Consider the following 11,653-nt stretch of genomic DNA (forward strand, 5'->3'; position numbering starts at 1 on the left):
TGTCATGCCCCGGTGTCTAGGCTGTATCGGTGAGCAGTAATACGTCGTCGACGGGGCCTGCGGCGTGGCTGCGCGAGCGCACCGACGCCGAGATCGCGGCGCTGCTCGACGCCCGGCGCGACGTCGCGACGCCCGTCCCCGCAGGTTTCGCCGTGCTGGCGAGCCGCCTCACCAGCCCGTCGTCGCTGGGCCGCGTCGCCGAGCGCCTCACCCTCCCCGACCTGGCCGTCCTGGAGTTGCTCCTCGCCGAGCCGCTCGACGCCGACGCCCTCGCCCGCCGGCTCCGCGGCCGTGCGCTGAAGAAGCAGGTACTGGAGTCGGCGGACAAGCTGCGACGCCTGGCGCTGGCCTGGGGAGACGACGTCCTGCACACCACCGCCGCCGTCCGCGAGGCGCTGCCGTGGCGCTCGACCCAGCTCACGACGCCGCCGGACCTCGACGCCATCGACGCCGCCCTGGCCGCCGCCGGCCCCGACGAGCGCGCCCTGCTGGACCGCCTGGCCGAGGGCTCGCCGCTGGGCCGTACCGCCGCTGCGGGCCCCGGCACCTCCCCCGACCATCCGGTGCAGCGCATGCTGGCCTCGGGGCTGCTCGCGCGCGTCGACCACCAGACCGTCGAGCTGCCGTGGGAGGTCCGCGCCCGGTTGCGCGGCGAGCTCCCGATCGGCGCCTCCCTCAAGCCGCCCGTGCTCGACGCTCCGCCCGTCCCCGGCGCCGACGGTGCCGGCGCGGTCGCGGCGCTGGAGCTGCTGCGGCACGCCGACGACGTGCTCGACGTGCTGGGCGCGGTCCCGGCGCAGCGGGTGAAGGCCGGCGGCATCGGCATCCGCGAGCTGCGCCGCGTCGCGAAGGCGGCGGGCCTCGCGGAGGACCGCGCCGCCCTCCTCCTGGAGCTCCTCGCCGCGGCCGCGCTGATCGCGGAGGGCGAGCTCGACGGCGAGGAGGATTCGGTGTTCGCGCCGACGGTCGCGGTCGACGAGTGGCTGCGCGCCGCGCCCGCCGACCGCTGGGCGCTGCTCGCCCGGACCTGGTTGGAGCTGCGCAGGCAGCCCGCGCTGATCGGCACTCGTGGCGAGGAGGGCATCGTCGGGCCGCTGCACCGGGCGGCGCGCAGCACGGTCGCCCCGCAGGACCGCGCTGCCGTGCTCGAGGTCCTGGCCCTCGCCCCGCCCGGCGCCGCTCCTGCGGCACCCGACCTGCACGCCGCACTCCGGTTCGCGCACCCGTCCTGGTACCGCCGGCTCACGCTGGACGCGGTCGCCGACATCATCGCGCAGGCGCAGGTGGTGGGCCTGGTCGCCGGCGGCGCCGTCACCTCCGCCGGCCGCGCGGCCCGCACCACCGACCCCGCGCAGGCCATGGCCGCGGCGCTGCCGAAGCCCGTCGAGGAGTTTCTGCTCCAGGCCGACCTGACGCTGACCATCCCGGGGCCCACGACGCACGACTTCGCGGCGGCGGTCGCCCTGGTCGCGGAACTCGAGTCGGCGGGCGGCGCCGCCGTGTACCGCGTGACGGACGCCTCGGTGCGCCGCGCGCTCGACGCCGGCCGCACGTCCGCGGAGGTGCACGCCTTCTTCGTCGCGCACTCGGTGACGCCCGTGCCGCAAGGCCTGACCTACCTGGTCGACGACGTCGCGCGGCGGCACGGCGCGCTGCGCGCGGGCGTCGCCGGTTCCTTCCTGCGCTCCGACGATCCGGCGCTCGTCGCGGCGGTCCTCTCCTCCCCCGCCGCGGAGGCGCTCGCACTGCGCGCCGTCGCGCCGACGGTGCTCATCGCCCAGGTTCCGCTGTCCGACCTGGTCGCGGGGCTCGCGGCCGCCGGATTCAACGCCGCGGCCGAGGATTCGCGAGGCGTCGTCGTCGACCTGCGGCCCGCCGCGATCCGCCTGCCGTCGCCGCGCCCCCGTCCCCCGGCCGCACAGCCCACGCTCGATCAGCTCGCCGACGCGGCGGTCCAGATCCGCCGGCAGGACACCCCGTCGGACGACGGTCCCCGCACGTCGGGCCCGGAGCTGATGGCGCTGCTGCAGTCCGCGGCGGGCGAGGGCACGCCGGTGCGGCTGGGCTACGTGGACGCGAACGGGGTGTTCACGCGGCACGTCGTGGTGCCCGAGTCCGTGCGGCACGGGCAGCTCGCCGCGCTCGACGGTGACGCGACCCGCCGGTTCGCCCTGCACCGCGTGACCACCGCGGAGCCGGTGGAGTAGCTCAGACGAGTTCGCCCCGCTTGCGGGTGAGGTAGGCGCGCTCGGCGGAGTTCCGGGTGGCGGCGATCGCCGCGTCGTAGGCGCCCTTGGCCTCGGCGGTGCGCCCGACCTTCCGCAGCAGGTGCGCGCGGGTGGCGTGCCAGGCGCGATAGCCGTCCAGCGGGAGCGGGTCGACGAGCGCCAGCGCGACCTCCGGGCCGTCGAGCTCGGCGACGGCGATCGCCCGGTTGAGTCGCACGACCGGGGATCCGTCGATCATCAGTAGCTTGTCGTAGAGCGCCACGACCTGCGCGTAGTCGACGGTGTCGGCGCTCGGGGCGTCGGTGTGGACGGCATTGATCGCGGCAAGGATCTGGTACCTGCCGGGTCGGTTGATCGCGAGGCATTCGCGGACGAGACCGTGCCCCTCGGCGATGGCGGCGCGGTCCCAGCCGGCGCGGTCCTGCTCGTCGAGCGGCACGAGCTGCCCGCCGCGGACCCGCGCCGCGCGGCGGGCCTCGGTGAGCAGCATCAGCGCGAGCAGGCCGGTGATCTCGGGATCGCCGGGCAGCAACGCCCGCATGAGCCGGGCGAGCCGGATCGCCTCCCCGGTCAGCTCCGCGCGGATCGGCTCGCCCTCGCCGGTGGCGAGGTAGCCCTCGTTGAAGACGAGGAACAGCACCGTCAGCACCCCGTCGACGCGGTCGGGCAGGTCGGCGGCGGCCGGCACGCGGTACGGGATGCGGGCGGCGGCGATCTTCTTCTTGGCGCGGGTGATGCGCTGCCCCATCGTGGTCTCGGCGACGAGGAAGGCGCGCGCGATCTCGGGCACCGTCAGGCCGCCGAGCAGGCGCAGGGTGAGGGCGACCCGCGCCTCGGGGGCGAGCGCCGGATGGCAGCAGGTGAAGATCAGCCGCAGCCGGTCGTCATCGACCGCGCCGGTGGGTTCGGGGTCGGAGTCGTCGTGGATCATTTCGGCCGCCCTGTGTTTGGCGTCGCGCCGGCTCTCGCGCCGGATCCGGTCGATCGCGCGGTTGCCCGCGGTGGTGGTGAGCCAGGCGCCGGGGTTCGGCGGGATGCCAGACTCGGGCCACCTCTCGGCGGCGGCGAGGATCGCCTCGCCCGCCGCCTCCTCGGCGATCGTGATGTCGCCGAAGCGGCGGACGAGCGAGGCGATGACCCGGCCGTACTCCTCGCGGAAGACCCGGTCGAGCGCGGTGGCGGCGTCGGTCACGCCAGCCCGTCGAAGGCGCGGACCTCGACGGTGCCGCCGCAGGCCTTGGAGCCCTCGGCGGCGAGCCGCAGCGCGACGTCGAGGTCGGGGGCGTCGACGACCCAGAAGCCGCCGATGAGCTCCTTCGACTCGAGGTACGGGCCGTCGGTGACGATCGGCTTGTCGCCGCGGCCGTCGACGACGGTGGCGGTGGTCGCCTCGGCGAGGCCGCCCGCGAACACCCAGTAGCCGTCGGCCTTGAGCTGCTCGTTGAAGGCGTCGGTCCGCGCGAAGGCCTCCTCCATCGCCTCCTTGGTGCCGTAGTCGCCGAACTCGCTCCGCTCGACGGGGCCGTGCACGGAGAGCAGGTAGTGCGTCATGATCTCGTTCCTCTCGGTCGTCGGGCGGCCCCGGCGGCCGCCCTTCACCCTCACTACGAACGCAGGCGTACCGATACGACACCACCCCCGGAATTTCTTCGCAGCGCCGATGTCGAAATCCGTCGGTCCCGTTCGTGGAAGGGGTAGGACGCGCCCACCCCGGGCACCGTCACCACCGCTGAGGAGCACGCCATGAGCACCACCGCCACCACCACCGCGCCCGCCCGCACCGACCGCCTGCCCGTCTGGAAGCGCGGCATCGGCGCCGCCGTCGGCGCGTCGGTCGCCACCACCGCGATCGCCGCCGTCGCGTCCGCCGCGGGCGTCACCTTCGCCGGGCCCGACGGTGCCGCCATCCCGCTGCTCGGGTTCGCCCAGCTCACGATGATCTTCTCGCTGATCGCCGTGGGCATCGCCGCCGTGCTGGCGCAGCGTGCGCGGCACCCGCGCTCGACGTTCGTACGCACCTGCGTGGTGCTGCTCGTGCTGTCCGTCGTGCCGGACGTGACCTTCGGCTTCGACGCGGCGTCCGCCGCGGTGCTGATCCTCACGCACGTGGTCGCGGCCGCGATCGTGGTGCCGACTCTGGCTCGTCGGCTCACGCGGCACAATGGATAGATGACCGACGGACCCCTCATCGTCCAGTCCGACAAGACCCTCCTGCTGGAGGTCGACCACGAGCTGGCGGGCGCGGCGCGTGCTGCGATCGCGCCCTTCGCCGAGCTCGAGCGCGCCCCGGAGCACGTGCATACCTACCGCGTGACCCCGCTGGCGCTGTGGAACGCGCGCGCCGCCGGGCACGACGCGGAGCAGGTGGTGGACGCCCTCGTCAGCTTCTCCCGCTATCCGGTGCCGCAGCCGCTGCTAGTCGACGTGGTCGACACCATGAGCCGGTACGGCCGGCTGCAACTGGTGAAGAGCCCCGTGCACGGCCTCACCCTCGTCTCGCTGGACCGCGCGGTGTTGGAGGAGGTTCTGCGGCACAAGAAGATCGCTCCTATGGTCGGGGCCCGCATCGACGACGACACCGTCCTGGTGCACCCGTCCGAGCGCGGCCACCTCAAGCAGCTGCTGCTCAAAGTGGGCTGGCCCGCCGAGGACCTCGCCGGCTACGTCGACGGCGAGTCGCACCCCATCGCGCTCGATACGGAGTCCGACCCGTGGGAGTTGCGCGACTACCAGAAGGTCGCCGCGGACTCGTTCTGGCTCGGCGGTTCCGGCGTCGTCGTGCTGCCGTGCGGCGCGGGCAAGACGATGGTCGGCGCGGCCGCGATGGCGCGGGCGCAGGCCACGACCCTGATCCTGGTGACGAACACCGTCGCGGGCCGGCAGTGGAAACGGGAACTGCTCGCGCGCACGTCCCTCACCGAGGAGGAGATCGGCGAGTACTCGGGCGAGAAGAAGGAGATCCGCCCGGTCACCATCGCCACCTATCAGGTGCTCACGCGGAAGTCGAAGGGCGAGTATAAGAACCTCGACCTGTTCGACTCGCGCGACTGGGGACTGATGATCTACGACGAGGTGCACCTGCTGCCCGCTCCGGTGTTCCGGATGACCGCCGACCTGCAGTCCCGCCGGCGGCTCGGCCTCTCCGCGACCCTGGTGCGCGAGGACGGCCGCGAGGGCGACGTCTTCTCGCTGATCGGGCCGAAGCGCTACGACGCGCCATGGAAGGACATCGAGGCACAGGGATGGATCGCGCCCGCCGACTGCGTCGAGGTGCGGGTCACGCTCACCGAGAACCAGCGCATGCAGTACGCGACCGCCGAGCCCGACGAGCGCTACCAGCTGGCGTCCACCGCCCCGACGAAGGTGGCCGTGGTGAAGTCGATCCTGGAGCGACACAAGGGCGCCCCGACGCTCGTGATCGGCGCCTACCTGGATCAGCTGGAGCAGCTGGGCCGCGAGCTCGACGCCCCCGTCATCACCGGCTCGGTGAAGAACAAGGAGCGCGAGGCCCTGTTCGATCGGTTCCGAGCGGGAGAGATCTCCACCCTGGTGGTCAGCAAGGTCGCGAACTTCTCCATCGACCTGCCGGAGGCCTCCGTCGCCGTGCAGGTCTCGGGCACGTTCGGCTCGCGGCAGGAGGAGGCGCAGCGTCTCGGCCGGCTCCTGCGCCCCAAGCACGACGGCGGCACGGCGCACTTCTACTCCGTCGTCTCCCGCGACACCCTCGACGCCGACTACGCCGCGCATCGCCAACGCTTCCTGGCGGAGCAGGGCTACGCCTACCGCATCGTCGACGCCGACGACATCCTCGGCCCCGCCATCGGCGAGGCAGGCTGACCTACGCCGCTTGGTCCGGGGCGGTGGACCGGTGGTGGTGTCCGCTCGGTGTTCGGGTGACGACGGTGTGCCGCCCGCTCGCGTCCGGCACCACCCGGCTGGTCCAGCCGGTGGCTTCCTTGGCGTAGTTGCACGCCGCGCACAGCCCCTGCCCGTTCTGGAACTCGGTGGGACCTCCGGCTGCGTGTGGGACGACGTGATCGGTGTGGGCGATGGGTGCGTCGCAGTACGGGGTGCGGCAGTAGCGGTCCCTGGCTCGGATCATCTCCGCCAGCCCGTCCGGGAAGCAACGGGCCCGGGAGTCCATGCCGACGACCGCGCCCGACTCGGGCGCGACGTACAACCGCTTCACCCAGGCGACGCCCGCGGCGGTGGCCCTGCCGATGAGGTTGCGGGCGATCTCCGCCGGCATCGTCCCACCACCGTCGAGGTGCGCCGTCCCGGACCGGTCGCCGAGGAGGACGGTGGCGGGCATCGTCAGGTTCACCGTGACCGGCTGGCCTGCGGCGGCCTCACGGCCGGTGATCCGCGCGAAGGCGGTGTCGGCCATGATCTGACCCCGCGTCCGCAGATCCGCACCGATCCCGATCAGGTTGGCCGCGTGCTTGCGGAGCGCCGCGTAGACGCCGACCCCTTGAGCGACCGGCAGCAGCAACGAGACCCTGGCCATTCCTTCGGGGAGCGGGCGGATGGTGACGGTGCGGTCCTTCTCCGCGGACGCGTTCCGATCCACTGTCGCCTCCGCGTCCAGCCGATACGCGACCTGCTCGACCCGCGCGGCGAGTTGCTTGAGGCCCATCCCCGCGAGCGTCGCCGGATCGGTGCACAACTGCGCATCCGCGACATGTCGGTCCGATGCGTCCAGGTGCGCGAGGCCGCCGATGATCACCGGGATCGCCTCCGGAGTGAGGTCACCCTCGCGCAGGCGGGCGCGGGTGTGCGGCATCGTCTTCTCCAGCTCCACCGCCCGGTGCACGAACTTGGCGGCCGTGTTCGGCGCCACGTGCAACGCCAACCCGACCTCCGCGGCCACGCCCTGCTGCCATCGGTCCTGCGGCAACCCCGCCGCCACGCGCTCGCACACCCGCTCCCGCAGCAGCTCCGCCGCCAATCGATACTGCTCGAACACCGTCCGGCAGCGCTGCCGCTCCATCGAACGCAGCTGACCCGCTACGCCACCATCGGGTGGTCGGCCACCCTTTACACCAACGTCTTCGTCCATACCCTGACGCTACGCCGACCGACCGACAAGTTTTCGATATCGCAACACAACATCGAACACGCCTCGGAGGAGGTCACGCCGCGCGCGGCGCCACCGCTCCCCCGCGCGCGCCCATCAGGATCACGACACTCACCACCGCCGGCACCGCGGACCACAGCGCGACGGCGACGTACCCGCCCTGCGCGGGGAGGAGCGCACCGTCGGGCGTGGCGCGCGTGAGGAGGAACCCGGCGAGCGCGCTGCCGATGGAGAAGCCGACGGCCCGCGCGATCTGGTTGACCGCCATGACGCTGGCGGTCTCGGACTGCGGCGTTCCGTCGAGCACGAGCCGCGGCATCACGGCGGAGGCGCCGCCGACCCCGAGTCCTAAGACCGCCAGCGCTACCAGCACCGCCGGGAGGTTGTCGCGGCCGACCACGAACAACCCCGCCGCAGCGACGACAAACGCCGATGATGCCGCGAACGCACCTCGCGGACCCAGCCGCGCCGAGGCTCGCGGCGCCGCCCGCCCCGCAACGAAACCGAGCACGGAGAACGGGATGAGCGCGGCGCCGGCGGCGACGCCGGGGAGCGCGAAGCCGTACGGCGCACCATCGGGCACTTGGACGTATCGCGTGAGATCGCTGAACAGTAGGTACATCCCGATGCCGGCGACCAGCATCGCGAGGTTCGCGGCCGCCACCGACGGGCGCGCGACGAGCCTCAGGTCCACCAGAGGCTCGGCGCTCCGCAGCTCGACGGCCAACCACGTCGCGAGCACCGCGACCGTGCCGACGAGCACGCCGACCACCGCGGCCGGCCGGCCCCACAGCGCGGGCTCCGCGACCAGGAACACCACACCGAGCGTGCCCACGCCGAGCAGCAGCGCCCCGGGCACGTCGATCCGCGGGCGCGGACCGGGCTCGTCAACGGGGACCGCGCCCCACGCGACCGCGAGCGCGACCAGCGTGATCGCGAGGCCGGTCCCGTAGGCGGCGCGGAGGCCGAGCGCCTGGTCGACGAGGCCGACCAGCGGGTACCCCACGCCGATGCCGACGGTGGAGGCGACAGACAGGGAGGCGATGGTGCTCGTCGCCCGGTCCGCCGGGAGGGCGCTGCGCGCCACACTGACCAGCAGCGGCACCAGCGCGATGCCCACGCCTTGCAGCGCGCGCCCGACGAGGAGCGCCGCGAACGGCAGGGGCAGCACCGTCAGCACCCCGCCGACCGCGACCACGCCCAACGTGCCGAGGATCATGCGCCTGCGCAGTGGCCCGGCGCCGAGCCGGCCGAGCACCGGCCCGGCGATGGCGCCCGTGAACAGCGTGATCGTCAGCGTCCATTGCGCGGCGCCCAGCGGCACGTCCTCCGAGCGCGCGACCGCGGTGATGAGCGGCGCGCCTACGCTCCCGATCACTGCCGCGCAGAGGGCGACGGTGACCAGCGCGCCGGACAGCCGGCTCACGACGACGCCGGCCGGTTCGTCGCGGTGGTGACGTGCTCGAACAACCCTGGCCGGATCAGGGTGCGGACCCCGTCGGCCCAGGGTTCGTCGATCTCGGCCACGTCGAGCGCGGCCCCGGCGTTGAGCAGCATGCCGAACGCCAGGAAGGTCTTGACGGTGACGGGATCGAGCCCGGTGCCGTCCGCGGTGGTGTCCCACAGGCGCGCAAAACAGCCGCGCACGACGTCCCGGACCTCGGAGTCCCCGCAGGCGGCGAAGGCCTGCAGCTGGAGGCGCAGGGCCGTGTCGTCGGCGAGGTTCTCGTAGTACTCGGCGCCCATCCGCGCGAGCGCCTCGATCCCGACGGTGCCCTCCCCCGCCCTCGCCATCGCGTCGACGAGGGCGGCGAACGCGCCGGTGACGAGATCGAGAAACAGAGCCTTCTTAGTGCCGAACATTCGGAAGACGTAGGCCTGCGTGATCCCCGCCTCGCGGGCGATCTCGTCGATCGACGCGCCGTGGAGGCCGTGCGCGCCGAACTCGCGCGCGGCGATGCCGAGTACTTGCGCCCTGCGTTCTGGTCCGCTCATCCGGGTGCTCACCCGGCCAGATTAGTAGTTACTAACAACTAATCACAACCCTCCGGACACGGATCGCCGACCACGCGGACGTCGCCGGCCTCCCCGACGACGTCGATCGGCCGACAGGGGCACCAGCCGCCGCGCGTCACCGGCGGACGTGCCCGCCCGGCCACGATGCTGCCGTGCAGCGTCCCGTCGGCGCCCCAGTGCAGGATGTCGTGCGTCCACGGCTCGAGCAGGATCTGATGCCGCTCGTACATCTCGACGTGGTTCCGCCGGAACTCGGCGAATCGCGCAGCCAGCTCCGCCAGGTAGTCGTGGAATCGCATGGTCACCCGCCTTTTTCACTCGATCGCAGCTTCCCCCACGATCCTGGGCGACGAGGCCCGGTAGGTCCAGCGAGTATTTCTACCGCCATCCGGTGGCGTAACTGAACGGTCTCCCCTGGGGGCCGTCCACCCGAGCGCTTTCGGAGCGTCCGCACAGCCCTGTCCACCAGGGCCCGAATTCACTGCGGGAGAACACCGCGTCCACAAGAGTGACAACTCGAAAGAGCTAGCCGAGAGCCGGTGTACAGAACAAGCGGTAGAAGTAGTCGTGCAGCGCTGCCATCCCGGCGGAGAACTCCCGACCACGAGCCCACGCCAGGCCGATCCTCATGTCCGGCACCGTATCCCGCAACAGCGTCGTGTCGATCCGCCGGCCCTCCAGAGACCACGGACGGTAGACCATGTCGGACAGCACGGTCACCGCGTTGCCGTTCGCGACCACGCTGCGGATCGCCTCGATGGACGAGGTCCGGATCAGCACGTCCATCGGGCGATCGCCCCAGTACGCGCGAGTCGTGACGTCCGCCTCGTCGACGGTGAGCAGCGCGTACGGGTACTGCTCGACGTCCGCGAGCCGGACGCGGTCGCGACCCGCGAGCGGATGCGTGGGCGCCATCCACAGGCGCCGCCGCGAATGCACGAAGGTCTCGTGCTCGAGCCGTTCGTCGTCGGCGACGTTCGACGTGAGCAGCAGCCCGAAGTCGAGATCGCCCGCGACGACCGCCTCCTCGATGGCCGCCCGATCCTCCTCGCGCCAGTCCACCTTGAGCCCGGGGTGCAGCACGGCGAGGCGCTGGACGTGCTGCGGCAGGAAATACCCCATCACGGTGTACGAGACCCCCACCCGGACCACGCCCTCGACGTGCGAGTCCGCCGCGGTCACCGACTCCGCCTCCTCGAGCAGGTCGAGGATCTGGCGCGCCTTCGGCAGGAGCGCCTCCCCCGCAGAGGTGAGGGCCACACCGCGCGAGGTCCGGTGGAGCACCGCGGTACCGAGTTGCTGCTCGATCTGCTGCATCGCGGTGGTCACCGACGATTGGGAGACGAACAGCTCGCGCGCCGCGGCGCTGACCTGCCCGGCCTCGGCCACCGCGACGAAGTACCGCAACTGGCGCACCGACAAACCCACGATCGCCTCCTGATATCGAGTCTTCCGATAATGAAGCATCGCATGTTTGTTCTTCCCAATACCGAAATTGGCTCGTAGCGTCATGACCCAGATCACTCGAAGGAGGCCCGTGACCACCACGACCGATATCAACTGCGATATGAGCGAGGGCTTCGGCGCCTGGATGTTCGGCGACGACGTGGACGCGACGATGATGCCGCTCGTGAGCTCGATCAACGTCGCGGCGGGCTTTCATGCCGGCGACCCCTCGACCATCGATCGCACGGTGCGCCTCGCCCGGGAGCACGGCATCGGCATCGGCGTCCACCCAGGATTCCGGGACCTCGTCGGATTCGGGCGGCGCCACATCGACGCCTCACCGCAGGAGCTGGTGAACGACTGCGTCTACCAGCTGGGGGCGGTCCGCGAATTCATCGCGCTCCACGGGCTCGCACTGCAGCACTTCAAACTGCACGGCGCCCTCTACATGCACGCGGCGCGCGACGCCGCCTTCGCCGAGCTGCTCATCGACACCCTGCAGCGGATCGACCCGGAGCTCCCCGTTCTCGTGATGTCGGGCTCGGTGATCGAATCCGTGGCCCGCGACCGGAGCCAGCCGGTGGTCCGCGAGTTCTACGCCGACCGTCACTACGGCGCCGACGGGCAGATCGTCTTCACCCGGGACGTCGGGGCCCTGTCGCCCGAGGACGTCGCCGCCAAGGTGCTGCGCGCCTGCCGCGAGGGCACCGTCGTCGCGATCGACGGGACCGTCGTCACCGTCCCGTTCGAGTCCATCTGCATCCACAGCGACACCCGCGGCGCGATCAATCTGATGACCAGCGCCCGCGCCGCGCTCGACGGAGCCCATATCACCGTCCGGTCCTTCGCGGACCAGCCCACCGACTGACGATCCCGGACACGAAAG

At 72.2% G+C, this 11,653-nt stretch carries 11 protein-coding genes; 4 read left to right on the forward strand and 7 right to left on the reverse strand.

What is annotated here, in order from left to right; all coding sequences use genetic code 11:
• Window positions 1–29 precede the first annotated feature (29 nt).
• Entirely contained in the window at window positions 30–2,207 is a 2,178-nt protein-coding gene (locus HNP44_RS13620; protein ID WP_259140982.1) for a helicase-associated domain-containing protein, read from the forward strand.
• 1 nt (window position 2,208) lies between these two features.
• Here the strand turns inward: HNP44_RS13620 and HNP44_RS13625 are convergent, their stop codons facing one another.
• Both HNP44_RS13625 and HNP44_RS13630 read right to left on the reverse strand, forming a co-directional pair.
• The gene (locus tag HNP44_RS13625; RefSeq protein ID WP_259140983.1) at window positions 2,209–3,420 is read right to left on the reverse strand and encodes an RNA polymerase sigma factor; all 1,212 of its coding nucleotides are present in this window, start codon (window positions 3,418–3,420) and stop codon (window positions 2,209–2,211) included.
• Window positions 3,417–3,779 carry a YciI family protein gene (locus HNP44_RS13630; RefSeq protein ID WP_259140985.1) on the reverse strand — a complete coding sequence of 121 codons (363 nt, stop codon included), beginning with the start codon at window positions 3,777–3,779 and terminating at the stop codon, window positions 3,417–3,419. Before HNP44_RS13630 ends, HNP44_RS13625 begins: the two co-directional genes overlap by 4 nt.
• A gap of 192 nt (window positions 3,780–3,971) precedes the next feature.
• On the opposite strand from HNP44_RS13630, the gene HNP44_RS13635 reads away from it, so the two are divergent.
• Complete coding sequence (locus tag HNP44_RS13635; RefSeq protein WP_259140986.1) at window positions 3,972–4,397, forward strand: DUF6069 family protein; 426 nt, start codon at window positions 3,972–3,974, stop codon at window positions 4,395–4,397.
• Window positions 4,398–6,065, forward strand: a complete 1,668-nt coding sequence (locus HNP44_RS13640; protein ID WP_259140988.1) for a DNA repair helicase XPB — start codon at window positions 4,398–4,400, stop codon at window positions 6,063–6,065. It begins immediately after the preceding gene.
• Between the two features lies 1 nt (window position 6,066).
• On the opposite strand, the gene HNP44_RS13645 is transcribed toward HNP44_RS13640, so the two are convergent.
• The 5 genes from HNP44_RS13645 to HNP44_RS13665 form a co-directional block, all read right to left on the reverse strand.
• Entirely contained in the window at window positions 6,067–7,287 is a 1,221-nt protein-coding gene (locus tag HNP44_RS13645) for an HNH endonuclease (protein ID WP_259172133.1), read from the reverse strand.
• A gap of 73 nt (window positions 7,288–7,360) precedes the next feature.
• Complete coding sequence (locus tag HNP44_RS13650; RefSeq protein WP_259140991.1) at window positions 7,361–8,731, reverse strand: MFS transporter; 1,371 nt, start codon at window positions 8,729–8,731, stop codon at window positions 7,361–7,363.
• Window positions 8,728–9,312, reverse strand: a complete 585-nt coding sequence (locus tag HNP44_RS13655; RefSeq protein ID WP_259140992.1) for a TetR/AcrR family transcriptional regulator — start codon at window positions 9,310–9,312, stop codon at window positions 8,728–8,730. The genes HNP44_RS13650 and HNP44_RS13655 overlap by 4 nt, the downstream gene beginning before the upstream one ends.
• Before the next feature lie 26 nt (window positions 9,313–9,338).
• Window positions 9,339–9,620 carry a hypothetical protein gene (locus HNP44_RS13660; protein ID WP_259140994.1) on the reverse strand — a complete coding sequence of 94 codons (282 nt, stop codon included), beginning with the start codon at window positions 9,618–9,620 and terminating at the stop codon, window positions 9,339–9,341.
• A gap of 226 nt (window positions 9,621–9,846) precedes the next feature.
• Complete coding sequence (locus tag HNP44_RS13665; RefSeq protein WP_259140995.1) at window positions 9,847–10,749, reverse strand: LysR family transcriptional regulator; 903 nt, start codon at window positions 10,747–10,749, stop codon at window positions 9,847–9,849.
• Window positions 10,750–10,858: 109 nt separating this feature from the next.
• On the opposite strand from HNP44_RS13665, the gene HNP44_RS13670 reads away from it, so the two are divergent.
• Window positions 10,859–11,635 (forward strand): 5-oxoprolinase subunit PxpA, encoded by a 777-nt coding sequence (locus tag HNP44_RS13670; RefSeq protein WP_259140997.1) that lies wholly within the window; start codon window positions 10,859–10,861, stop codon window positions 11,633–11,635.
• Window positions 11,636–11,653 lie beyond the last annotated feature (18 nt).

Origin of the sequence: Tsukamurella ocularis, assembly GCF_024807615.1 — a bacterium.
Taxonomy (GTDB): domain Bacteria; phylum Actinomycetota; class Actinomycetes; order Mycobacteriales; family Mycobacteriaceae; genus Tsukamurella; species Tsukamurella ocularis.